This is a genomic window from Enterobacter cloacae complex sp. SHL009 (assembly GCF_049237205.1).
Lineage (GTDB): Bacteria > Pseudomonadota > Gammaproteobacteria > Enterobacterales > Enterobacteriaceae > Enterobacter > Enterobacter cloacae_M.
In genome coordinates, this window is sequence record NZ_JBMKIW010000001.1 from 630,575 (window position 1) to 652,475 (window position 21,901).

Below are 21,901 nucleotides of genomic sequence, written 5' to 3' on the forward strand. Positions count from 1 at the left end.
CTTATCTCGCAATGTTGAATTGCGGCACGCCGGGAAAACGACACGGGACGTCAGGAGGGGGTCAATGGCCGGTACGCTAATAAATTTAGCGTGGAATTTTGTCCTATCTTGATGAAAAGGGGAAGAGGTAAAGTGGTTATCAGTATAAATCCAGGAAGATTTTTGACGTAATCTGTGCAAAAATGAGCAAGCTCACTTTTCGTGTGGGGATTAAAAGGAGAAAAATTGATGAGTTCCGATCTTAAGTTTTCGCTGTTCACCACCGTTGTTGTGCTGGCTCTGATTGTTGCGGCCGGTCTGACGGCTGCGCTGCACTGATTTACGCGGAGGGAGAGCCTTCTCCCTCCCGACTCCCCGGATTGTTACTTCTCTGGCAAAAATCTTTTGCCATTTTGTTAACTTCTCATTTTTTGTGATTGATGTCATGCTTTCCGCTTCTTTGTTCTGTGTCACCACATGACACGGCATCCGGAGTTGACGCATGAAAATCAATTTTCCCCTGCTGGCCCTGGCGATTGGCGCTTTTGGGATTGGCACCACTGAATTCTCCCCGATGGGGTTACTGCCTGTTATTGCCCGGGGCGTAGATGTCTCTATCCCTGCGGCAGGGATGTTAATTAGCGCCTACGCTATCGGCGTGATGGTCGGGGCGCCGCTGATGACGCTTCTGCTTTCGCACCGCGCGCGCCGCAATGCGCTGATTTTCCTGATGGCGATTTTCACCCTGGGCAACGTGCTTTCGGCCATTTCGCCGGACTACACCACCCTTATGCTATCGCGTATTCTGACCAGCCTTAATCACGGCGCATTCTTCGGGCTGGGATCGGTCGTGGCAGCCAGCGTGGTGCCAAAACACAAGCAGGCGAGCGCCGTGGCGACCATGTTTATGGGGCTAACGATTGCCAACATCGGCGGGGTGCCTGCGGCAACCTGGCTGGGCGAGGTTATTGGCTGGCGAATGTCCTTCCTGGCGACGGCCGGACTGGGCGTGATTGCGATGGTGGCGCTGTTCTTCTCCCTGCCGAAAGGAAGCGCCGGAGAACGTCCGGAAGTGCGTAAAGAGCTGGCAGTGCTGATGCGCCCGCAGGTGCTCTCCGCGCTGCTCACCACCGTGCTGGGGGCAGGGGCGATGTTTACCCTCTACACCTATATTTCTCCCGTCCTGCATGACATCACCCACGCAACGCCTCTCTTTGTGACCGCGATGCTGGTGCTGATTGGCGTGGGCTTCTCGATCGGTAACTATCTCGGCGGGAAATTTGCCGACCGTTCCGTGAGCGGGACGCTTAAGGGCTTCTTAACCCTGCTGATTGTCATCATGGTTGCCATTCCGTGGCTGGCGCGCAATGAGTTTGGGGCCGCGATTGCGATGGTCGTCTGGGGAGCCGCCACTTTCGCCGTGGTGCCGCCGCTGCAGATGCGCGTGATGCGTGTCGCGCACGAGGCGCCGGGACTTTCATCTTCCGTGAATATCGGTGCGTTTAACCTGGGTAATGCCCTGGGCGCCGCGGCCGGTGGGGCCGTGATTTCAGGTGGTCTGGGATACAGCTTTGTGCCGGTGATGGGGGCGATTATTGCCGCGCTCGGCCTGCTGCTGGTGATGATGTCGGGTCGTAAACAGCCTGAAGCAGCCTGCGCTGCGGAATAAACCAAAAACGCAGAAGGGCGAACCCTTCTGCGTGTCTCTTACGCGGCGAAGTTCTTCGCAACAAAGTCCCAGTTAACCAGTGCCCAGAAGTGCTCCAGGTAGTTCGGACGCGCGTTGCGGTAGTCAATGTAGTAAGCGTGTTCCCATACGTCCACTGTCATCAGCGGCTTAGCGCTGGTAGTCAGCGGGGTACCCGCGTTTGAAGTGGACACGATAGCCAGTTTGCCATCCGCCTCTTTAACCAGCCACGTCCAGCCAGAACCGAAGTTCTTGATGGCTGCATCGGTAAATTTCGCTTTGAAATCCGCGAAGCTGCCAAATGCGGCGTTGATAGCGGTAGCCAGTTCACCGGCAGGTTCACCGCCGGCATTCGGCGCCAGGCAGTGCCAGTAGAAGGTGTGGTTCCACACCTGAGCCGCGTTGTTAAAGACGCCACCCTCTGAGCTGCGGACGATCTCTTCCAGCGTTTTGCCTTCAAAATCGGTGCCCTTGATCAGATTGTTCAGGTTGGTGACGTACGTCTGGTGATGTTTGCCGTAATGATATTCCAGGGTTTCCGCAGAAATGTGCGGTGCCAGGGCGTCTTTTGCATATGGTAGTGCAGGTAATTCGAACGACATTGCTTCTCTCCTTATTGTATTTTGTGTTGCCAATAACCACACAGACAACATGGACAGGATAGCAAATTGAAAGGGTATGCAAAAGAGGAACTTACCCTGCCACGGATGTGGCAGGGCAGGGGTTAGCGAATGGTTTTCGGCGTCATCACGCGACGCGCGCCGACGTAGTGGCGTACCCAGTAGTCTTCACTGAGAGAGGTGATCTGAATATCCTGGCCGCTACGTGGAGACTGGATGAACTTCCCGTTGCCGACATACACGCCAACGTGGTCAGCCGTGCCGCGACCCTGAGTGCGGAAGAACACCAGATCGCCGTTTTCCAGCTCACCGCGGTCAACCGGTGAGGCATCGCGCAGGTGGTACATCTCATTGGCGGTACGAGGGATGCGGAATTTGACAAGATCTTTATAGGCGTAATAGACGAGGCCGCTGCAGTCAAACCCGGTACGCGGCGAACTGCCACCCCAGTGATAAGGTTTGCCAATCTGGCCCATCAGTTTGTTCATCGCGGTTTTTTGCGCTTTCTGTACACGCACTTTATGCACTTCAGCTATTTTCGTGACCTTCGTGCATTTCGCCTTGTGGCCTTTACGCGTGATGCATTTTTCAGTAACGAGGTTAGCAGCGGTTTGCGAAGCTTTACTTTTAGCGGAGTGGGCAGTGCGGGAAGGTTTTGTTTTCGTCTTGCTGGAAGCGGTCTGTTTCGTCTGAGCCGGTGTTTTTTTCTTGTCGTTCTTAGCGGTGGTTTTTTTCTTACGTTCTGTGGCTTTCACCAGATGGTTTTTTTGTACAGCAGAATGCCGCGCCTGCTGAGAGGCGTTTGCCACTGGCGTGAAAGTGAGTGAAGTAAACAGTAAAGCACAGAGCGTGATCGAGATTTTATTTATCCGCGCCACTGGGCAGTCCCCTGATAAATGCAGGTCATCAATAATACCCGCGTGTGATTTACAAAGCCCGTCGATTCTAATCTATAAAAACCCAGAAAGTTAATAGCATTTTTCAATCTACAATCGTGTTTCGTTAGCAAGTGCAAAAAAATTCATCGTTCTGTCGCACATTTGCCCACTCCCTAAGCAAAACCCTGACCGCCGCAGGGGTAAACACCATTTGCAATGCAACTTTTCGTGACTCGGGGTAGAATGTATAAACGTGACAAAAATGTTATTTTCCGATGCCAGTCTGAACCGCTACAATGTCAGACGAATGCCGTAACAGAAGTTAAAGGAAGCAAGACATGAGCACCACTATTGAAAAAATCCAGCGCCAGATCGCTGAAAACCCAATTCTGCTGTATATGAAAGGTTCTCCGAAGCTGCCAAGCTGCGGCTTCTCCGCACAAGCGGTTCAGGCGCTGTCAGCCTGTGGTGAGCGTTTTGCTTACGTTGATATCCTGCAGAATCCGGACATCCGCGCTGAGCTGCCTAAGTACGCTAACTGGCCGACTTTCCCACAGCTGTGGGTTGACGGTGAGCTGGTTGGCGGCTGCGATATCCTGATTGAAATGTATCAGCGCGGCGAACTGCAGCAGTTGATCAAAGAGACGGCGGCGAAGTACAAAACCGAAGAGCCGGACGCAGAGTAATTTTCTGCGCAAATAAAAAAGCGACCTGATAAGGTCGCTTTTTTTTATTCTTCGCTGTCGCCCATCGGCAGCGGCCAGCCGCCCAGACGCTTCCAGCGGTTGACGATCTCACAGAACAGCTCTGCGGTGCGCTCCGTGTCGTATAAAGCGGAATGCGCCTGCGTACCGTCAAAAGGTATACCCGCCGTGATGCAGGCTTTTGATAACACCGTTTGTCCCAGGGCCAGGCCGCTCAGCGCGGCGGTGTCGAAGGTCACAAAAGGATGGAAGGGGTTGCGTTTAAGCGCGGCGCGCTCGGCGGCGGCCATGGTAAAGCTGTGATCGAAGGTGGCGTTATGGGCCACCATAATGGCGCGGCTGCAGTTACTCTCTTTCATGCCTTTACGCACCATTTTGAAAATGGCGTGCAGCGCATCATATTCACTGACTGCACCACGCAGCGGGTTATGCGGATCGATACCGTTAAACGCCAGCGCTTCCGGCTGTAAGTTTGCCCCTTCGAAAGGTTCAACGTGGAAATGCAGCGTGGTGTCCGGTGTAAGCCAGCCCTGTTCATCCATCTTCAGCGTGATGGCGGCAATTTCGAGCAGCGCATCGGTTTTAGCGTTAAATCCGGCTGTTTCTACATCAATGACAACGGGATAAAAACCACGAAAACGGTCGCACAGACCGCTAAATTGAGCGTTATCGGACATCAGGGTCTCTTACCAGGGGAAAAAAGCAGAGCGCATTATGGCAAATTTTGCAGGGTGATGCAGTAAAACTACGGGCGCATGTTGCGCCCTGAGGGATCAGTTGCCCAGACCGCGACCCGCGTCTTTGGCTTCAATCAGCTCGATTTTGTAACCGTCCGGGTCTTCCACGAACGCAATCACGGTGGTGCCACCTTTTACCGGGCCCGCTTCGCGCGTAACGTTACCGCCGTTGCTGCGAATGCGCTCACACGCTTCGGCCGCGTTGTCCACTTCCAGCGCGATGTGGCCGTAGGCGGTGCCCAGCTCATAGCTGTCTACGCCCCAGTTGTAGGTCAGCTCGATCACCGCTTCATCCGTTTCCGGGCCGTAACCCACAAACGCCAGCGAGTATTTGTATTCCGGGTTTTCGCTGGTGCGCAGCAGCTTCATGCCCAGGACGTTAGTGTAGAAATCAATGGAACGTTGCAGGTCGCCAACGCGCAGCATGGTGTGAAGTAGGCGCATAATTTCCTCATTAACCAATGGAATAGACTGTCTTTTTGAACAGAAACGATGTTTTAGTATAGCGGCGAAGTATCGCCGCTATCAATGAACAACGGCGAGATTACAGAGAAGGGTAGTCGGTGTAGCCTTCCGCGCCGCCGCCGTAGAAGCTTTCCGGGCGCTGCGGGTTCAGGGCCGCTTTTTTCTGCAGACGGGCAACCAGATCCGGGTTGGCGATATAGTCGCGGCCAAACGCGACGGCATCGATCAGCCCTTTGCCGATCAGATCTTCGGCTTTCTCCGGGGTATAAGCCCCCGCACCGATGATCACCCCGTGGAAACGCTCGCGCACTTTCTGACGGAAAGCGTCCGTGTAAGGCTTACCGCCAGCCCAGTCCGGCTCGGACATGTGCAGATAGGCGATGCCGCGTTTAGCCAGTTCTTCGATCAGGTACAGGGCATCGGCTTCTTCGTTCGGACCGTTGTCGACGTTCTGGAAAGAACCGATTGGAGAGACGCGGATCCCGATACGATCCGGGCTCCACTCCTGGCATACGGCGTCAACCACTTCCAGCACCAGTCGAGCGCGGTTTTCAACGCTGCCGCCGTACTGGTCGGTGCGGTGGTTAGACGACGGTGACAGGAACTGGTGCAGCAGGTAGCCATGCGCGGAGTGCAGCTCAATCAGGTCAAAACCGGCTTCACGGGCGTTGGCCACGGCCTGGCGGAAGTCGTTCACGATACCCGGAATTTCATCCAGCTCAAGCGCGCGCGGCATAGAGGTATCCACGCGGATCGCATTGCCGTTTTCATCACGCAGGGACGTACGGGTATTTGCGCTCAGGGCCGAAGCGGAGACCGGAGCCTGGCCGCCAGGCTGAATGCTGCTGTGGGAGATACGACCGGTATGCCACAGCTGGACCGCAATGCGACCCTCTTCAGCGTGAACGCCCGCGGTGATTTTCTGCCATGCGGCGATCTGTTCCGGGCTGTGAAGACCTGGCGCACCCGCATAGCCTTTAGCCTGAGCGGAAATCTGCGTGGCTTCCGTGATGATCAGGCCAGAGCTTGCGCGCTGACGATAGTATTCACCCATCAGTGGGGTTGGGATGTCGCCCGGCTCAATGCTGCGCAGACGGGTAAGCGGAGCCATAAACACGCGGTTTGGCGCAGTGACGGCACCCACTTTCAGTGGGGTAAATAATTTTTCAGCTGACATAAAGACTCCTGAGTAGACCAGTCGACTAGTAGTTGGGTAAATAAAAACGCCTGCTAAATGCCAGGCGCAGTAATGCTGTTTTTCACATGTGCCAGCGCGCTTTCCAGCGGCACGGCATTGCGCGAAATTTTTGCCTGCAGGTTAGCGCCTAGCCAGAGCGCATATAATACCTGCGCCTGGGTTAACGGTTCGCCGGAAAAGGCCAGCGTTTTTTCATCGCGGCCTTTCTCCAGCGCCTTGGCCAGCAGGGCGATAACGCCGCGGGCACCTTTATCCATCGCCGTGCGCATATCTTCAGAAAGATCGCACACTTCTGCAGACAGTTTAACGGTCAGGCATCCGCTAATAATGCCCTGCTGACAGAACTGGTTCAGCGTTTCCTGATAGTAGTTCAGAACACGATCCCGGTAGTTACCTTCACCCGACGCAAAGTGGGTCGCCAGACGCTGGTGGTAGCCAGCATAATGACGTTCCAGCATCGCTACGCCAAAAGCCTCTTTGGACCGGAAGTAGTGATAAAACGACCCCTTCGGAACCTCAGCGGTTTTTAATAGCTCGCTCAACCCCATACCGGTAAACCCGCGATGCATGCAAAGTCGCTCGCCGGTTGCCAGTAAATGTTCGCGGGTATCGTGTTCAGTATTTCTGCTCATGGCCGCACTCTAATAGACCGTTCGGTCTAATGCAAGCGAGTTTACTGACGACATGCGCTCAGTATATCCAGCTGCGGTTGATAAACCGTTGATTTCACGTCCATCATACCCAATACGGTTGAGAATAAATTGTCCTGGGAAACCGCATTTTTTGCTGCATGGTCACGCAAACACTGTTCGTTGATGCCAAAGTTTTTCGCGTAATCCGGTGACAGCCAGAACATAAACGGAATATGCGTTTGCTGCTCCGGCGCCAGCATATAAGGCGTACCGTGCAGATAAATACCGCTTTCGCCCAGCGATTCACCGTGATCTGAGAGATAAATCAGCGCGCTGTTCATGCTAGACTGGCGCGCTTTCAGCGCATCAATGGTTTTGCTGACCATGCTGTCGGTATAGAGGATGGTGTTGTCATAGGTATTGATCAGCGCCTGATGATCGCAATCCTGAATTTCATTGGTGTCGCAGGTTGGGGTGAATTTACGGAAGTTGTCCGGGTAACGGCGATAGTATGCCGGACCGTGGCTCCCCATCAGGTGGATAACCAGCACCGTATCTTGCTTCACGCCATCCAGCACGTTATCCAGACGGTAGAAGTTCACATCGTCAATACAGGATTTGTCTTTGCAGAACTGATCCAGCTGCCACTGCGTCATATCGGTATGTGGCACGCGATCGCAGGCACCTTTACAGCCGCCGTCGTTGTCGCGCCACAGCAGGTTGATACCCGCATGCTTCAGCACATCGAGCAGACCTTCCTGATGGTGAGCCAGGTCGGCATCGTATTTGCTGCGCGTCATGCCGGAGAACATGCAGGGAACGGAAACCGCGGTTTCGGTACCACACGAGGAGGCCTGCGGGAAGTTAATCACGTCCTGCTTTTTCAGTTCCGGGTTGGTTTCGCGCCCGTAACCGTTCAGGGAGTAGTTTGCCGCGCGCGAGGCTTCGCCGACGACAAGCACCAGAACGGTTTTCTTCTGTTGACCGGTAATCAGTGGCCCTTTATGGGCATCTTCACCAATGCGCACCAGCGTTTGATCGCCGGCAAACCAGCGCATCTTGCTGTACTTCACCACGGCGCTGACATAGTTCGCCGGGGTGACCATTTTGACGATGCTTTTGTTATTGCGGAACAGCGATGCGTAATCTTTATAAAACAGCGCGGCAATCAGGATAATCACCAGCAGAGCACCGAGCATCGCGGCAACGCGCGTCAGCAGCGCGTACCACCATTTACCGGCACGAATGCGGGTCAGAGCCAGCACCACGGAAGGCACAAGGCCAGCAATAACAATCCACAGAATCATCTGCGGCGTCACCAGGGCTGTCGCTTCCTGAGAGTTGGTTTCGAACACGTTCACTATCATGTTCTGATCGATCACCGCGCCATAGGTGTACATAAAGTAGGTTGCCGCAGCGCATCCGATCGTCAATACAATCAGCAGCGGCTTACGGATATAGGGGATATTCAGCAGGCTAAAGACAATCACCCAGCCGCAAAACAGCACCAGCGGTACGGACGCGGCAAAGAGGATGTCGTGCAGGTGCGAAGGGGCAATAATGGCCCAGCTGCGCTGGATAAACAGCCCGTTGATTAGCGTAAAAAAGAGTGCACAGCTCAGAGTAAATTTAATATCGTTACATTGTAACTTTTTGATTAACCACATCGATCGGTAAACCCGTTATTGTCATGATGGGCCGAGTATAGAGAGGGAAGATTAGTGAAACCTTAATGCCACAAATCTGTGATATAGGCCTTGCACGTGGTGCGATTAACGTCTTCACTGTAGGTGAGAGGAGCTTTCGGGAGGTGAGTGTGGCAGAGCAGCTGGAGTTTTTCCCCATCCAGAGCCCGTGCCGGGGTATTTGTCAGGTCGATGAACGCGGATATTGCCGCGGGTGCATGCGTACCCGCGATGAGCGTTTTAACTGGCAAAACTTTAGCGACACGCAAAAGCAGGAGGTGTTACGCCTCTGCCGACAGCGTCTTCTGCGCAAAATACGCGCAAACAAAGCGGGTGAAACCGAAGAACCCCAGCAACCTTCACTTTTTTAAAACGGTAATTGCGTATACTCATGACATTACGTCCTTGAGGAAAATGTTATGGTTCAGCGAATTACCCTTGCCCCGCAGGGGCCAGAATTCTCCCGTTTTGTTATGGGCTACTGGCGCCTGATGGACTGGAATATGTCCCCCCTCCAGCTGGCGAGCTTTATTGAAGAGCACCTTGATTTAGGCATCACCACAGTCGATCATGCGGATATTTACGGTGGCTACCAGTGCGAGGCCACGTTCGGCGAGGCGCTTAAGCTGGTTCCAGCCCTGCGCGATCGCATGGAGATCGTCACGAAGTGTGGGATTGCCACCACGGCAAAACCTGAACACGCCCTCGGTCATTACATCACCGACAGCGCACATATCATCAAGAGCGCCGAGCAGTCGCTGGTCAATCTGGCGACCGATCGTATCGACCTGCTGTTAATCCACCGCCCAGACCCGCTGATGGATGCTGATGAGGTAGCGGAAGCCTTCCTGAACCTGCATCAGAGTGGGAAAGTGCGTCACTTCGGCGTTTCTAACTTTACCCCAGCACAGTTTGCGCTGCTTCAGTCTCGTCTGCCGTTTACTCTGGCCACCAACCAGGTTGAGATCTCCCCGGTACACCAGCCGCTGCTGCTGGATGGCACGCTCGATCAGCTGCAGCAGCTGCGCATTCGCCCGATGGCGTGGTCCTGCCTGGGGGGCGGACGTTTGTTTAATGATGATGAGTTCCAGCCGCTGCGCAACGAGCTTGAAACCATCGCCCGCGAACTGAACGCGGAGAGCATCGAACAGGTGGTTTACGCATGGATCCTGCGCCTACCGTCAAAACCTCTGCCTATTATTGGCTCCGGCAAAATAGAACGCGTGCGTTCTGCGCTGGCCGCTGAAGAGCTGCAGATGACCCGTCAGCAGTGGTTCCGCATCCGTAAGGCCGCGCTGGGTTACGACGTACCATAAACCGCCTGAAGGTGACTTTCCGGTGAAATCTTTGCCCCTGGTATACACTTAAGGGGCAAAAAATAACCCGCGGAGGTCATATGAAGCGTTTTGCTCTGGCACTGGTCACGCTGGTTGTTTGCGCAGGGGCGCAGGCAGCCAGCGACGAAGTTGAAATGAATCTCGTCACCCCACAGGGTGTGGGTCAGTCCATCGGAACGGTGAAAATCACCGAAACCGATAAAGGACTGGAGTTTGCCCCCAACCTCAAAGCCCTCCCTCCCGGTGAACATGGTTTCCATGTTCATGCCAAAGGCAGCTGTCAGCCCGCTTTAAAAGAAGGTAAACCGTCTGCGGCGGAAGCGGCAGGAGGGCACCTCGATCCTCAGCATTCCGGCAAGCATGAAGGCCCGGATGGAATGGGGCATTTAGGCGATCTGCCAGTGCTGGTGGTGAATAACGACGGTAAAGCCACAGACCCCGTCGTCGCACCGCGACTGAAAAAGCTGGATGAGGTGAAAGGCAGAGCGCTGATGATCCATGTCGGCGGCGACAATATGTCCGATCGGCCTAAACCGCTTGGCGGCGGCGGGGCACGCTATGCGTGCGGCGTGATCTGATCCCCAATCGTTCCCGGTGGCGGTGCCTGTTCCAGCTGCGACAGCGAGCAGTGCAGGCGCCAGATTATCGAGGCCAAATCACGGGCTGCGGGCAGATGATGCTGTGCCAGCGTATCGCAGATCCGCTGCAGTTCATTCAGCGTGGCTTCGAGTGGCCGCTGCTGGACACCGCGCTCGCTCATTACATCGCGCAGCAGGGAGATGCAAACATCACGAACCTGCGACAGTGGATCGGAGCGCGTTTCCCACGCGCGAAGCTGCCAGACCACGTGCGAGCAGTTCAACAGCACCACGCCCCAGCGCAGCAGCCAGCGTCGGGACAGCGCGTCCTGGCTGTTATTCAGCTGGCTGACGTGATGATAGACCAGCGATTCATACTCGTTTTCACCCAGATGCGGTTTACGGCTGAGCTGGTCGACAAAACCTCTGCGTAACTCCCGAATATGCCTGCGGCTCTTGCGTGCATCGGAGCCGGGACGTAACACCGCAAAAGCCAGCCACGCTAGCCCCACACCCAGGATCTTCGCCAGGTTGTCATTGAGAAAATCGGCGTAATCATAAACCGGGGGATTCGTCACGGAGATAAACGAGCCCATAAAGACAATCAGCTGTCCCCAGAGGCCCGCCAGCTTAGGCATTTGCAGCTTCAGAAGCTGCATGGTGGTCAACAGGGGAAACAGGAACAGCAGGAACTGCCACAGATCGCTTATCTGCACCATCAGGCCAAACTTCACCACAAAGCTGAACAGCGACAGCAGCACCAGCGTGCGCAGCAGGAGCGTAAGCGAGTTGAACGGCGAGGCCGCGACGGAGTAAAGCACGCAGCTGATGGCGGCAAGCGTCAGGGCCGCCGTACCGGACTCCCACTGCGTGGTAATACTCCACGCCCCCACCAGCATCAGCGCACAGAAGGTGCGAAAACCGCTCCACAGCGCTTCCAGATAGTCGGTATGGCGCGCGAGTGCCGGGCTGCCGGGGACGTTGAACTCCGTCAATGGGGTCGCGTTTTCGATGGCCGTAATCCAGCGGCTGCTGCGCAGGTACAGACGGCAGAAGTAATTCAGGCGCTGCCAGAAGGCGCGATGGCGGTAGTCGTACTCATCAGCCGGGGCGAGCGGAGCGATAATCCGCGCTACGGTGTAAATGTCCGCATCCGGGCGCGCAAGGGCCGCGAGCAGCGTTTCAATCACGGCACGGGTGTTTTCAGGCGGCGTTGGCCAGTTGAGCAGCATCCGGCGAAGGCTGGAGATGGCGCTGGTCATGCGCAGCTGCTGGTGCAGCAGATAGTTAAGAAGTGTGTTCTGGCGGCGAAAGCGGTAGTGGCTCCAGAACGCCTGAATGCGCAACAGATTCATCGTCAGGATCTGTCCGATAACCTTTTCATGCGCGAGGCGGATATTGTCGCTGGTATCCGGTTGCCACAGCAGGCTCGCGTGTTCCAGTAACCGGGTATGCATGGTTTTCAGCGCGTTGATGAGCGCGGTGCCGTCGGATGTGCTGGGGAGGATCATCATCATGAAGCCACCGCTGAGGATCCCGACAATCACTTCACAAACGCGCGCCTGGGCAATATCCCACAGCTCGGTGGTGTCGAGCACGTTAACCACCGGAAAGGCGATGATGGCGGCGGTATAGCCCGCCAGCTGGAATGCGTAGGCGACGTTATTTGTAAAATGGGCGCAGGCCCAGGTACAGCACCCCAGCCATGCGGCCATGCTCAGCAGGAACAGCCACGGATCGTTCAGCGTATGGCCGGCGATAATTAGCGCCGCGGTGGCGCCCAGCAGGCTGCCTGCGATGCGGCCAAGACTTTTACTGATCACTCCGCCGACCGTCGGAAAACTGACCACCGCCGCAGACGTCATCGCCCAGTAGGGTTCATCCAGGTTCAGGTAATAAGCCACAGTCAGCGCAAGACACATGGCAATGCCGTTACGCAGCGCGTAGCGCCACTGGGGACGCGTCGCTTTCATCCACGGCGTGTTTTGCCAGGAGAGACTCTGCAGCTTCATCACCGGTTGCCGATGGAGACAGTGCAGGTGGTGCCGGACACAAGGGTAATGTCCTGCGGTAAACGGTCAAACTCCACGCGAACCGGAACGCGCTGGGCCAGACGCACCCAGGGGACGTTCGGCTTTATGTCCGGCACCAGACCGGAATCCGTTTCGACGCTTTGATCGTAAATGGCGCGGCCAATGCTGGATACGTGACCCTGTAACTTCTGCGAGCCGCTGTAAAGCGTAATGGCGGCAGGCGATCCCTCGCGAATATGGCGAAGCTTGGTCTCTTCAAAATAGCCCACCACGTAGAAGGAGTGGCTGTCGACGAGGGCAAAAACGGGTTGTCCCGTGGTGGCATAATTCCCCACGCGAGCGGAAAGGTTGGTTACCCACCCGTCAACCGGCGCGGTAATCACCGTTTGGGTCAACTCCCACTGGGCCTGCTTCAGCGTGGCTTCGGCTACGTTGACGCTCGCCTGCATGGCCTTTACGGTGATGTTGGCGGTGTCTAAATCTTCCGCTGAGATGTAGTTTTGCGACAGGTGGCGGCGGCGGTTGGCCTCGTTGTTAGCCTTTGCCAGATCCGACTGGGCTTTAGCCAGCTGCGCCTGGGCGTTCAGAATCGCAATGTGGTACGGGGTGTCGTCGATGCGGAATAAAATGTCTCCCTTTTTGACGAACTGGTTATCCTTAACCAACAGCGCCGTAATACTTCCCGACACCTGAGGGGTAATGCTGACCTGCTCAGCGCGAACTTTGCCGTCACGCGTCCAGGGCGATTGCATATAAAAATTCCACATCCACCAGCCCGCCACCAGCGCAAGGGCAAGGACAAGCAGGGTGGAAAAGTACTTTAGCGTTTTAAGGGACATATTCACCACACAGTCAAAACGGCAAGGCCCAGGCATACGGAAAGGGCAAACAGGGAAAGATCCATCAGCATGGGATGCCAGATTTCGCCGGAGTACATCCAGTCGCGGAGCAGGCGATGCGCGATGAGCCAGAGCATAAAGCCGACCAGAACGGCCTTAAACAGGGGAGGAAAATAGACTGACGCACCGAAGATCAGATCCTGAAGGGGTAAACCCTCTGAGCGATGAAAAAACGTCACGGGCAGAAATCCTTTGCAGTGAACAGAATGCCGCGTCGGCTTGTCTTAGTATGATGAAGCATCACAATTCAGTGTAAGTCATACTTTTAAGTTGGATGAATGCAGTATTGCATTTGTTTTGGCAATACAAATGCTGCACACTATTCTAAAATCAGTATAATAACTTAGCAAGCTAATTATAAGGAGATGAAATTGGAATCGCCATTAGGTTCTGATCTGGCAAGGTTGGTACGCGTCTGGCGTGCTCTGATTGACCATCGCCTGAAACCTCTGGAACTCACACAGACGCATTGGGTCACGCTGCACAACATTCACCAGCTGCCGCCCGATCAGTCGCAAATTCAACTGGCAAAAGCGATAGGCATTGAGCAGCCGTCGCTGGTGCGCACGCTTGACCAGCTGGAAGAGAAGGGGTTGATCTCGCGGCAAACCTGCGCCAGCGATCGTCGCGCCAAGCGGATTAAACTCACCGAGAAAGCGGCGCCTATCATCACGGAAATGGAAGCCGTGATTACGAAGACGCGCGGTGAGATCCTGTCAGGCGTTTCACCGGCGGAGCTGGAAATGCTCATCAGCCTCATTGGGCGCCTCGAGCAAAACATCCATGAACTGCAGTCGCGCGACTGACAAACAACCAGGCCTTGCAGCAGCAAGGCCTTTTTTTTATTTAAAGACCACCACGCGGTTACGGCCGGTCTCCTTCGCTTCATACATCGCTTTGTCGGCATTTTCCACGCACGTTTCTGCGGCTACTGCGGCTGACGTCGCCGTAAACACCCCCATGCTGATGGTGATTGGCTCAGGTAGTTGACCGCCGCTGCTGGCGTTATCGAAGCTGCTCAGATTTAACCGAATGCGTTCCGCCACCTGGTACGCCGCGTCTGATGAGGTGTTGGCCAGCATCAGAACAAACTCCTCACCACCGATACGGGCCGCGATGTCCTGGGGGCGCACGGAATCCATCAGCAGATTAGCAACAAACTGCAGGACCTTGTCGCCCTGAAGATGTCCGTACGTGTCGTTGATACGCTTGAAGCGATCGAGATCGCTGACGATGACGGAAACCGGACGGCTGGGTTTGGCGATATCCAGCGCCTGCTTTAATGATTCATAAAAATAACTGCGGTTATACAGGCGCGTGAGCGGGTCGCGAATCGAGTTCTGGTAAGACTGCTGGTATTTTACGTGCGAGTCGCGATACAGCCTGAAGACATCGTAGAGCAGAACAAAAATAATCAGCAGCGTGGCGGCCGTTTCAAATAAGCGGGCGCGATACCAGGAGATACCTTCGGCATGTCCCCCCATCAACAGCATTGAGAGCGTGACGATATAGCAGACGCACAAAAAATTACCGCCCACCCAGAATAAATTGCGTACGCGCGTAATAAACATCAGAGTTGCTAATGTCACTACCCACAGAGCAATTAATGAAATATTAATAAACTGGCTCCAGAGAACCATAAACTGACGCGTTTCATTATCAACCAGGTCAATTGATAAGAGTTGTGAATGACTGGAATAGAACCAGGCCAATCCCACCGCACAGACCGTAAAGAGAAATTCGCCGCTCACAATCGCGATATGTGCTAATCGTGAAAGGGGAGAATTGCGCATGGTATAAAGTATTGCCGCAACGATGATGAGCACCGCCATTATTAGATGGCGGAACATATAGTAGATCATCGCATCGTTGTAGTTCACGACGTTAAACTGGTAGAGGTCCAGCCAGGCGGGAAAGCTGGACAGCGTTCCGACCATCAGCAGTGCGGAGCCCGCAAAGGCGAAGGCGAATGCCACCAGATACAACCGTTTTCTGTCGCACCAGTATTTCATCGCCATGAAACAGGCAATAAACAGGTGGAACACCAGCAGAAAAATGGTAAGCGTAGGGAATAGCAGCGGTGAAAAGGAGGGAACCCATTCAACGAGTTTTAAAAACAGAGTTTGTAATATCCCGATGACAACAATGCAACCAAGGCAGAACGCGATATAACGACTCTTTAAAGAACGACGATTCGCAAGCATATACGTTTTTAACGACTTTATAATGAATGAAGGTAAGAAGATTGCGAAGAGTTTAATAAATTAGCGCGCTAAATACTTTGCGCAGAAACAATATATGACGTGGTAAATAATAGGCGTGATGAATATATTTTGTAAATATATTTTTGGAAGTGATATATATTGTAAATGGATGTGGCCTAATGACCACATCCATTTTTAATTAACGTGGAGAAACGGTCACCTGACTTCCGTTGCTTGCCAGAACAACGCGCTGGCCTGCAGAGAAGCGAGTGCTGCCTTGTTTCTGTACAACCATGATCGTGCTGCCGTCGTCTTTACGAATTTCCAGCTCTACGCCCTGGGTTTTGTTCATCGCACCCTGAACGCCCTGGCCGGCTACGCCACCCGCAACGGCGCCTGCGGCTGTTGCCAGCGAGCGACCTGTACCGCCACCGACGGTATTACCGAGGAAACCACCCAGAACGGCACCGCCGATTGCACCCATTACGTTGCTTTCATCACCACCCTGGATCTGTACAGGACGTGCGTTAACAACGGTACCGTAAGTCACGTTCTGAACCTGTTTCGCTTCAGAAGCGCTGTAAACGTCGCCAGAAAGTGAACTGTCATTCACACAGCCAGCCAGAGTTAAACCAATCAGCGAAACGCCCAGTACACGTAAAATCATTTGAATCTCCTGTTCACCAAAAACGCCCAATTGGGGGCATCCGTTATGGCTAAATTATATGGCATAAGGAGCCATAGTTCATATCTTTGCACTAACAATAAGAAAATTGTACTTGAATTTGACTTAACGAGACATAAACAGGATCTGCCTGTGCTACCCGTCTGACATTGTTAAAAAATATTATCGCCGGATGGCAAAGCGGCGCCGTTTATGGTTGAGTGGGTATCCTTAGCCCACGCAACGTAAGGAAAGCGCATGAAATCGGGTCGCTACATTGGTGTGATGTCAGGCACCAGTCTGGATGGGGTAGATGTCGTACTGGCCGCCATTGACGAAAACATGGTGGCGCAGCAGGCGAGCCTGACCTGGCCAATCCCCATTTCACTGAAAGAGGATATTCTGAGTATCTGTCAGGGGCAGCAGCTTACCCTCTCCCAGCTTGGACAGCTTGATGTTCGCCTGGGGGCGCTGTTTGCGGATGCGGTGCAGGCTTTGATGCAAAAAGAACATCTTCGCCCGCAGGACGTGGTGGCCATCGGGTGTCACGGACAAACGGTCTGGCATGAGCCAGGCGGAGATGCCCCGCATACCCTGCAAATCGGCGATAACAACCAAATTGTGGCGAAGACGGGCGTGACGGTGGTTGGCGATTTCCGTCGTCGCGATATCGCCCTTGGCGGGCAGGGCGCGCCGCTGGTACCCGCGTTCCATCAGGCGTTACTGGCGCACCCTTCAGAACGGCGTATGGTGCTCAACATTGGTGGGATTGCCAACCTGTCGATGCTCATCCCGGGGCAGCCCGTACGCGGCTATGATACCGGCCCGGGCAATATGTTAATGGATGCCTGGATCTGGCGGCAGTGCGGACAACCGTATGATAAAAACGCTGAGTGGGCGAGCGGGGGGAAAGTGATTATTCCGCTGCTGCAGTCGATGCTGAGCGATCCATATTTTGCCCTGCCAGCCCCTAAGAGCACGGGGCGTGAATACTTCAACCTGGGCTGGCTTGAGCGTCAGCTGGCACCATTCCCGGCGCTCGCGCCGCAGGATGTCCAGGCGACGCTTGCCGAGCTGACGGCCGTGTCGATCTCCGAACAGGTTCTGCTCAGCGGCGGATGTGAACGCCTGCTGGTGTGCGGCGGAGGAAGCCGCAACCCGCTGGTGATGGCGCGTCTTGCGGGGCTACTGCCGGGTACCGAAGTGACCACGACCGATGAGGCCGGCATCAGCGGGGATGATATGGAGGCGCTGGCCTTCGCCTGGCTTGCCTGGCGCACCATTGCGGGACTGCCGGGCAACTTGCCGTCGGTAACCGGCGCGCGTGAGGCGAGCGTCCTCGGGGCGATTTTCCCGGCAAATCCTCGTCATAATCAGAGTTAACTGAAATTCAGCGCGGCGCGTCGTCGTTAGAATGGAACGAAACAGGAGGGCAGCCATGCCCTCCAGGACCAGGAAAGTCTTCGGAATACGCCCATGAAAAAACTTCTTCTTATTGCCGCTCCTTTGTTGCTGTCAGGATGCAGCGTCTACAACCAGCTCCTTGAGCGCATGCAGACCGATACGCTGGAGTATCGCTGTGACGAAAAACCGCTGACCGTAAAGCTGAACAATCCACGCCAGGAAGCCAGTTTTGTTTATGACAATAAATTGCTGACGCTGAAGCAGGGGATGTCAGCCTCCGGCGCGCGTTATTCCGACGGTATCTACGTCTTCTGGTCGAAAGGCGACAGCGCCACGGTCTACAAACGCGACCGCATTGTGCTGAACAATTGCCAGCTCGAAAATCCGAAGCGTTGAGATTTTTACAGGGGCGGCGCACAATAGCGCCACCCACTCTCAATGTCAGCTAACGCCATGTCAGATAACGACGAACTGCAGCAAATTGCGCATCTGCGCCGTGAATACACTAAAGGCGGCCTGCGTCGCCAGGATCTTCCCGCTGAACCCCTCGTGCTTTTTGAACGCTGGCTGAAACAGGCCTGCGAAGCGAAACTCGCCGACCCCACGGCCATGGTCGTCGCAACGGTGGATGAAAACGGTCAACCGTATCAGCGCATCGTATTGCTCAAGCATTATGACGAGAAAGGGCTGGTGTTCTATACCAACCTCGGCAGCCGCAAGGCGCACCATTTAGAAAACAATCCGCGTATCAGCCTGCTGTTCCCCTGGCACATGCTGGAGCGTCAGGTAATGGTCACCGGCAAGGCGGAACGTCTCTCGACGCTGGAAGTGGTGAAGTATTTCCACAGCCGCCCGCGTGACAGCCAGATTGGCGCCTGGGTATCCAAACAGTCCAGTCGAATTTCTGCTCGCGGCGTGCTGGAAAGTAAATTCCTGGAGCTGAAGCAGAAGTTCCAGCAGGGGGAAATTCCTCTGCCAAGCTTCTGGGGCGGGTTCCGCATCCCGATTGAGCAGATGGAGTTCTGGCAGGGGGGCGAACATCGCCTGCATGACCGCTTTTTATACCAGCGCGAGAATGGCGGCTGGAAAATCGACAGACTGGCACCATAATCCCCGAAATTTGTTGATTTAAGCGCTAGCGCACACCGCGCTTGCGCTTTATTCTATGGTCCTTTCGCATCAGGCGAAAAGTCGTGTACCGGCAAAGGTGCAGTCGTTTATACATGGAGAATTTGATGGCAAGCAGTAACTTGATTAAACAATTGCAAGAGCGGGGTCTCGTGGCCCAGGTGACGGACGAGGAAGCGTTAGCAGAGCGACTGGCGCAAGGCCCGATCGCGCTCTATTGCGGCTTCGATCCCACCGCTGACAGCTTGCATTTGGGGCATCTTGTTCCATTGTTATGCCTGAAACGCTTCCAGATGGCGGGCCACAAGCCTGTTGCGCTGGTGGGCGGCGCGACCGGCCTGATTGGTGACCCAAGCTTTAAAGCCGCTGAGCGTAAACTGAACACCGAAGATACCGTGCAGGAGTGGGTGGATAAGATCCGCAAACAGGTTGCACCGTTCCTCGACTTCAACTGTGGTGATAACTCTGCCATTGCCGCGAACAACTACGACTGGTTTGGCAGCATGAACGTGCTGACCTTCCTGCGCGACATCGGCAAGCACTTCTCTGTTAACCAGATGATTAACAAAGAGGCCGTTAAGCAGCGTCTGAACCGTGACGACCAGGGTATCTCCTTTACCGAGTTCTCCTACAACCTGCTGCAGGGTTATGACTTTGCCTGCCTGAACAAGCTGCACGGCGTTTCCCTGCAGATTGGCGGTTCCGATCAGTGGGGTAACATCACCTCCGGTATCGACCTGACCCGTCGTCTGCACCAGAACCAGGTCTTCGGTCTGACCGTTCCGCTGATCACCAAAGCCGACGGCACCAAATTCGGTAAGACTGAGGGCGGCGCAGTATGGCTCGATCCGAAGAAAACCAGCCCGTACAAGTTCTACCAGTTCTGGATCAACACGGCGGATGCCGATGTTTATCGCTTCCTGAAGTTCTTCACCTTCATGGATATCGCAGAGATCAATGCTCTGGAAGAAGAAGACAAGAACAGCGGTAAAGCGCCGCGCGCGCAGTACGTGCTGGCGGACGAAGTGACCAAACTGGTTCACGGTGAAGAAGGTCTGGCCGCGGCAAAACGCATTACCGCAAGCCTGTTCAACGGTACCCTGAGCGATCTGAGCGAAGCGGACTTCGAACAGCTGGCGCAGGACGGCGTGCCGATGGTTGAGATGGAAAAAGGGGCTGACCTCATGCAGGCGCTGGTGGACTCTGAGCTCCAGCCTTCGCGCGGTCAGGCGCGTAAAACCATCGCGTCTAACGCTATCACCATCAACGGTGAGAAACAGGCCGACCCGGAATACACCTTCGTTGACGGTGACCGTCTGTATGGCCGCTACACGCTGCTGCGTCGCGGTAAGAAAAACTACTGCCTTGTCTGCTGGAAATAATTAACAGTCTCCAGGGGCGTGGGAAACCACGCCCCTTTTGTTTTTTCAGGGTTTGGTAAGAAAAAAATGAAGAACATCCTCGCCATTCAGTCCCACGTTGTTTTTGGACACGCTGGCAATAGCGCCGCGGAATTCCCGATGCGTCGCCTCGGCGTCAACGTCTGGCCCCTTAATACCGTACAGTTCTCTAATCACACGCAATACGGCAAATGGACCGGCTGCGTAATGCCGCCTTCGCACCTCAGCGAGGTTGTGCAGGGGATTGCCGATATCGACCAGCTTAAACGCTGTGACGCCGTGCTGAGCGGCTACCTCGGCTCAGCGGAGCAGGGGGAGCATATCCTCGGCATCGTACGCCAGGTGAAAGCCGCAAACCCGGCGGCAAAATACTTCTGCGACCCCGTTATGGGCCACCCGGAGAAAGGCTGCATCGTGGCGCCTGGCGTTGCAGAGTTTCACGTCCGCCACGCGCTGCCCGCCAGCGATATCATTGCGCCAAACCTGGTCGAACTCGAAATTCTCTGCGAGCATCCGGTTAACAGCGTTGAAGAGGCGGTAAGCGCGTCTCGTGAGCTGATCGCTCAGGGGCCTGAAGTTGTGCTGGTAAAACACCTTGCGCGCGCAGGGCTGAGTCAGGACCATTTTGAGATGCTTCTGGTGACGAAAGATGACGCCTGGCATATCAGCCGTCCGCTGGTGGATTTCGGCCTGCGCCAGCCGGTTGGGGTCGGGGATGTCACCAGCGGTCTGCTGCTGGTGAAATTACTGCAGGGGGCGACGATGCGCGACGCGCTGGAGCACGTTACCGCGGCGGTGTACGAAATCATGATTGCGACGAAAGAGATGCAGGAATATGAACTGCAGGTGGTTGCGGCACAGGATCGTATCGCGAAGCCGGAGCACTATTTCAGCGCAACCCGGTTATAACCGGCCAAAACGTGTAGGCCGGGTGAGCGTCAGCGCCACCCGGCAACACAGGCCGCTCGGTTAGTTCAACCCTTCCGCTTTCAGCGCCGCAGCTACTGCAGGACGCTCTGCCACGCGTTTCATATACGATGCAATATGGTCTAACCCTTCCAGGTTCAACTTAACCGCGCGCGCCCAGCGCAGCACAGTAAACAGATACGCATCGGCAATCGTGAAGCGCGAACCACAAATCCACTGTTCGTCTTTCAGCGATTCGTTAACGTACTGCAGCTTTTTCTCAAGAAGCGCACGCAGGGTCGGCTTGAACTCCTCTGGCGTATCCGGGCGGAACAACGGCGTAAATCCTTTGTGCAGTTCGGTCGCAATGTAGTTCAGCCATTCCAGCGTCTTATAGCGAGAAATGGTACTGACCGGTGCCAGCAGCTGACGATCGGGTACGCTATCGGCCAGGAACTGCATAATCGCGACGCCTTCGGTCAGCAGAGTACCGTCATCCAGCAAGAGAGCCGGAACTTGTCCCTTGGGGTTAATGGCAAGAAAATCATCGCCATTTTCCAGACGCTTTTTCATCAGATCAACGCCATCCAGCGTGAAATCTTTGCCGCTCTCGCGCAGGGTGATATGGGAAGCAAGAGAGCACGCGCCCGGTTTGTAGAACAGTTTCATCGGTAACTCCTTTTTGCTGAGGTTTCAGCTATGTTAGTGCGCCAACGGACAAAAAAAAAGCCGCTAATATGCATTAGCGGCTCGTCGTTTCTCA

General features: G+C 54.9%; 25 protein-coding genes. 12 read left to right on the plus strand and 13 right to left on the minus strand.

Going from position 1 to position 21,901, the window contains the following annotated elements:
* The first annotated feature begins 228 nt into the window (after positions 1-228).
* Positions 229-318 carry a YnhF family membrane protein gene (locus tag ACOTZC_RS03140; protein ID WP_008500596.1) on the plus strand — a complete coding sequence of 30 codons (90 nt, stop codon included), beginning with the start codon at positions 229-231 and terminating at the stop codon, positions 316-318.
* A gap of 163 nt (positions 319-481) precedes the next feature.
* Positions 482-1,648, plus strand: a complete 1,167-nt coding sequence (locus tag ACOTZC_RS03145) for an MFS transporter (protein ID WP_023311352.1) — start codon at positions 482-484, stop codon at positions 1,646-1,648.
* Between the two features lie 38 nt (positions 1,649-1,686).
* On the opposite strand, the gene sodB is transcribed toward ACOTZC_RS03145, so the two are convergent.
* On the minus strand, positions 1,687-2,268 hold the full coding sequence (sodB, locus tag ACOTZC_RS03150) for a superoxide dismutase [Fe] (protein WP_023311353.1): 582 nt from the start codon (positions 2,266-2,268) through the stop codon (positions 1,687-1,689).
* A gap of 122 nt (positions 2,269-2,390) precedes the next feature.
* Positions 2,391-3,164, minus strand: coding sequence for a C40 family peptidase (locus ACOTZC_RS03155; protein ID WP_023311354.1), 774 nt, complete (start codon positions 3,162-3,164; stop codon positions 2,391-2,393).
* A 338-nt stretch (positions 3,165-3,502) separates the two neighbouring features.
* Between ACOTZC_RS03155 and grxD the strand changes: the two genes are divergently transcribed.
* Positions 3,503-3,850: a monothiol glutaredoxin 4 gene (gene grxD, locus ACOTZC_RS03160; RefSeq protein WP_003832760.1), complete on the plus strand. Its 348-nt coding sequence runs from the start codon at positions 3,503-3,505 to the stop codon at positions 3,848-3,850.
* 44 nt (positions 3,851-3,894) lie between these two features.
* Here grxD and rnt read toward each other — a convergent pair whose 3' ends face one another.
* The 5 genes from rnt to eptA form a co-directional block, all read right to left on the minus strand.
* Positions 3,895-4,545 (minus strand): ribonuclease T, encoded by a 651-nt coding sequence (gene rnt / locus ACOTZC_RS03165; protein ID WP_023311355.1) that lies wholly within the window; start codon positions 4,543-4,545, stop codon positions 3,895-3,897.
* 96 nt (positions 4,546-4,641) lie between these two features.
* Entirely contained in the window at positions 4,642-5,049 is a 408-nt protein-coding gene (gene gloA / locus ACOTZC_RS03170; protein ID WP_013096923.1) for a lactoylglutathione lyase, read from the minus strand.
* A gap of 100 nt (positions 5,050-5,149) precedes the next feature.
* Positions 5,150-6,247, minus strand: a complete 1,098-nt coding sequence (locus tag ACOTZC_RS03175) for an alkene reductase (RefSeq protein ID WP_023311356.1) — start codon at positions 6,245-6,247, stop codon at positions 5,150-5,152.
* 53 nt (positions 6,248-6,300) lie between these two features.
* The gene (locus tag ACOTZC_RS03180) at positions 6,301-6,900 is read right to left on the minus strand and encodes a TetR/AcrR family transcriptional regulator (protein WP_047174419.1); all 600 of its coding nucleotides are present in this window, start codon (positions 6,898-6,900) and stop codon (positions 6,301-6,303) included.
* 41 nt (positions 6,901-6,941) lie between these two features.
* Positions 6,942-8,567, minus strand: a complete 1,626-nt coding sequence (gene eptA / locus ACOTZC_RS03185) for a phosphoethanolamine transferase EptA (RefSeq protein WP_064791039.1) — start codon at positions 8,565-8,567, stop codon at positions 6,942-6,944.
* Positions 8,568-8,716: 149 nt separating this feature from the next.
* Between eptA and ACOTZC_RS03190 the strand changes: the two genes are divergently transcribed.
* The 3 genes from ACOTZC_RS03190 (at position 8,717) to sodC (ending at position 10,500) form a co-directional block, all read left to right on the plus strand.
* The gene (locus ACOTZC_RS03190) at positions 8,717-8,956 is read left to right on the plus strand and encodes a DUF1289 domain-containing protein (RefSeq protein WP_008500587.1); all 240 of its coding nucleotides are present in this window, start codon (positions 8,717-8,719) and stop codon (positions 8,954-8,956) included.
* Positions 8,957-9,004: 48 nt separating this feature from the next.
* A complete protein-coding gene (locus ACOTZC_RS03195; protein ID WP_047174418.1) occupies positions 9,005-9,901 on the plus strand; it encodes an aldo/keto reductase in 897 nt (298 codons plus the stop codon).
* A gap of 80 nt (positions 9,902-9,981) precedes the next feature.
* Complete coding sequence (gene sodC, locus ACOTZC_RS03200) at positions 9,982-10,500, plus strand: superoxide dismutase [Cu-Zn] SodC (protein ID WP_047174417.1); 519 nt, start codon at positions 9,982-9,984, stop codon at positions 10,498-10,500.
* On the opposite strand, the gene ACOTZC_RS03205 is transcribed toward sodC, so the two are convergent.
* The 3 genes from ACOTZC_RS03205 to ACOTZC_RS03215 are packed head-to-tail and all read right to left on the minus strand — an operon-like array spanning position 10,479 to position 13,611.
* A complete protein-coding gene (locus ACOTZC_RS03205) occupies positions 10,479-12,512 on the minus strand; it encodes an FUSC family protein (protein WP_421635579.1) in 2,034 nt (677 codons plus the stop codon). The two genes, sodC and ACOTZC_RS03205, sit on opposite strands and share 22 nt — an antisense overlap.
* Positions 12,512-13,372, minus strand: a complete 861-nt coding sequence (locus ACOTZC_RS03210; protein WP_023311363.1) for an HlyD family secretion protein — start codon at positions 13,370-13,372, stop codon at positions 12,512-12,514. The genes ACOTZC_RS03205 and ACOTZC_RS03210 overlap by 1 nt, the downstream gene beginning before the upstream one ends.
* 2 nt (positions 13,373-13,374) lie before the next feature.
* Positions 13,375-13,611, minus strand: a complete 237-nt coding sequence (locus ACOTZC_RS03215; RefSeq protein ID WP_023311364.1) for a DUF1656 domain-containing protein — start codon at positions 13,609-13,611, stop codon at positions 13,375-13,377.
* Positions 13,612-13,797: 186 nt separating this feature from the next.
* Between ACOTZC_RS03215 and slyA the strand changes: the two genes are divergently transcribed.
* Positions 13,798-14,238 (plus strand): transcriptional regulator SlyA, encoded by a 441-nt coding sequence (slyA, locus tag ACOTZC_RS03220; protein WP_024909359.1) that lies wholly within the window; start codon positions 13,798-13,800, stop codon positions 14,236-14,238.
* A gap of 36 nt (positions 14,239-14,274) precedes the next feature.
* Here slyA and ACOTZC_RS03225 read toward each other — a convergent pair whose 3' ends face one another.
* Entirely contained in the window at positions 14,275-15,636 is a 1,362-nt protein-coding gene (locus tag ACOTZC_RS03225; RefSeq protein WP_047174414.1) for a sensor domain-containing diguanylate cyclase, read from the minus strand.
* Positions 15,637-15,835: 199 nt separating this feature from the next.
* Positions 15,836-16,303: an outer membrane lipoprotein SlyB gene (slyB, locus tag ACOTZC_RS03230; protein ID WP_023311367.1), complete on the minus strand. Its 468-nt coding sequence runs from the start codon at positions 16,301-16,303 to the stop codon at positions 15,836-15,838.
* Positions 16,304-16,558: 255 nt separating this feature from the next.
* On the opposite strand from slyB, the gene anmK reads away from it, so the two are divergent.
* The 5 genes from anmK to pdxY all read left to right on the plus strand — a co-directional run bounded on the left by anmK (position 16,559) and on the right by pdxY (position 21,141).
* On the plus strand, positions 16,559-17,683 hold the full coding sequence (anmK, locus tag ACOTZC_RS03235) for an anhydro-N-acetylmuramic acid kinase (protein ID WP_045401368.1): 1,125 nt from the start codon (positions 16,559-16,561) through the stop codon (positions 17,681-17,683).
* A 93-nt stretch (positions 17,684-17,776) separates the two neighbouring features.
* The gene (mliC, locus tag ACOTZC_RS03240; protein WP_023311369.1) at positions 17,777-18,100 is read left to right on the plus strand and encodes a C-type lysozyme inhibitor; all 324 of its coding nucleotides are present in this window, start codon (positions 17,777-17,779) and stop codon (positions 18,098-18,100) included.
* Positions 18,101-18,157: 57 nt separating this feature from the next.
* Positions 18,158-18,814, plus strand: coding sequence for a pyridoxamine 5'-phosphate oxidase (gene pdxH, locus ACOTZC_RS03245; RefSeq protein ID WP_024909355.1), 657 nt, complete (start codon positions 18,158-18,160; stop codon positions 18,812-18,814).
* Positions 18,815-18,939: 125 nt separating this feature from the next.
* Entirely contained in the window at positions 18,940-20,214 is a 1,275-nt protein-coding gene (gene tyrS / locus ACOTZC_RS03250; protein ID WP_023311370.1) for a tyrosine--tRNA ligase, read from the plus strand.
* A gap of 66 nt (positions 20,215-20,280) precedes the next feature.
* The gene (gene pdxY / locus ACOTZC_RS03255) at positions 20,281-21,141 is read left to right on the plus strand and encodes a pyridoxal kinase PdxY (protein ID WP_045401365.1); all 861 of its coding nucleotides are present in this window, start codon (positions 20,281-20,283) and stop codon (positions 21,139-21,141) included.
* A gap of 60 nt (positions 21,142-21,201) precedes the next feature.
* On the opposite strand, the gene gstA is transcribed toward pdxY, so the two are convergent.
* A complete protein-coding gene (gene gstA, locus ACOTZC_RS03260; RefSeq protein WP_048977464.1) occupies positions 21,202-21,807 on the minus strand; it encodes a glutathione transferase GstA in 606 nt (201 codons plus the stop codon).
* Between the last annotated feature and the right edge of the window lie 94 nt (positions 21,808-21,901).

What these genes read in the sequence shown, in the direction of transcription:
- ACOTZC_RS03140 (WP_008500596.1), top strand. Translation starts at nt 229, where the DNA reads ATGAGTTCCGATCTTAAGTTTTCGCTGTTCACCACCGTTGTTGTGCTG.
- ACOTZC_RS03145 (WP_023311352.1), top strand. Translation starts at nt 482, where the DNA reads ATGAAAATCAATTTTCCCCTGCTGGCCCTGGCGATTGGCGCTTTTGGG.
- sodB (WP_023311353.1), bottom strand. Translation starts at nt 2,268, where the DNA reads ATGTCGTTCGAATTACCTGCACTACCATATGCAAAAGACGCCCTGGCA.
- grxD (WP_003832760.1), top strand. Translation starts at nt 3,503, where the DNA reads ATGAGCACCACTATTGAAAAAATCCAGCGCCAGATCGCTGAAAACCCA.
- rnt (WP_023311355.1), bottom strand. Translation starts at nt 4,545, where the DNA reads ATGTCCGATAACGCTCAATTTAGCGGTCTGTGCGACCGTTTTCGTGGT.
- gloA (WP_013096923.1), bottom strand. Translation starts at nt 5,049, where the DNA reads ATGCGCCTACTTCACACCATGCTGCGCGTTGGCGACCTGCAACGTTCC.
- ACOTZC_RS03175 (WP_023311356.1), bottom strand. Translation starts at nt 6,247, where the DNA reads ATGTCAGCTGAAAAATTATTTACCCCACTGAAAGTGGGTGCCGTCACT.
- ACOTZC_RS03180 (WP_047174419.1), bottom strand. Translation starts at nt 6,900, where the DNA reads ATGAGCAGAAATACTGAACACGATACCCGCGAACATTTACTGGCAACC.
- eptA (WP_064791039.1), bottom strand. Translation starts at nt 8,567, where the DNA reads ATGTGGTTAATCAAAAAGTTACAATGTAACGATATTAAATTTACTCTG.
- ACOTZC_RS03195 (WP_047174418.1), top strand. Translation starts at nt 9,005, where the DNA reads ATGGTTCAGCGAATTACCCTTGCCCCGCAGGGGCCAGAATTCTCCCGT.
- sodC (WP_047174417.1), top strand. Translation starts at nt 9,982, where the DNA reads ATGAAGCGTTTTGCTCTGGCACTGGTCACGCTGGTTGTTTGCGCAGGG.
- ACOTZC_RS03205 (WP_421635579.1), bottom strand. Translation starts at nt 12,512, where the DNA reads ATGAAGCTGCAGAGTCTCTCCTGGCAAAACACGCCGTGGATGAAAGCG.
- ACOTZC_RS03210 (WP_023311363.1), bottom strand. Translation starts at nt 13,372, where the DNA reads ATGTCCCTTAAAACGCTAAAGTACTTTTCCACCCTGCTTGTCCTTGCC.
- slyA (WP_024909359.1), top strand. Translation starts at nt 13,798, where the DNA reads ATGAAATTGGAATCGCCATTAGGTTCTGATCTGGCAAGGTTGGTACGC.
- ACOTZC_RS03225 (WP_047174414.1), bottom strand. Translation starts at nt 15,636, where the DNA reads ATGCTTGCGAATCGTCGTTCTTTAAAGAGTCGTTATATCGCGTTCTGC.
- slyB (WP_023311367.1), bottom strand. Translation starts at nt 16,303, where the DNA reads ATGATTTTACGTGTACTGGGCGTTTCGCTGATTGGTTTAACTCTGGCT.
- anmK (WP_045401368.1), top strand. Translation starts at nt 16,559, where the DNA reads ATGAAATCGGGTCGCTACATTGGTGTGATGTCAGGCACCAGTCTGGAT.
- mliC (WP_023311369.1), top strand. Translation starts at nt 17,777, where the DNA reads ATGAAAAAACTTCTTCTTATTGCCGCTCCTTTGTTGCTGTCAGGATGC.
- pdxH (WP_024909355.1), top strand. Translation starts at nt 18,158, where the DNA reads ATGTCAGATAACGACGAACTGCAGCAAATTGCGCATCTGCGCCGTGAA.
- tyrS (WP_023311370.1), top strand. Translation starts at nt 18,940, where the DNA reads ATGGCAAGCAGTAACTTGATTAAACAATTGCAAGAGCGGGGTCTCGTG.
- pdxY (WP_045401365.1), top strand. Translation starts at nt 20,281, where the DNA reads ATGAAGAACATCCTCGCCATTCAGTCCCACGTTGTTTTTGGACACGCT.
- gstA (WP_048977464.1), bottom strand. Translation starts at nt 21,807, where the DNA reads ATGAAACTGTTCTACAAACCGGGCGCGTGCTCTCTTGCTTCCCATATC.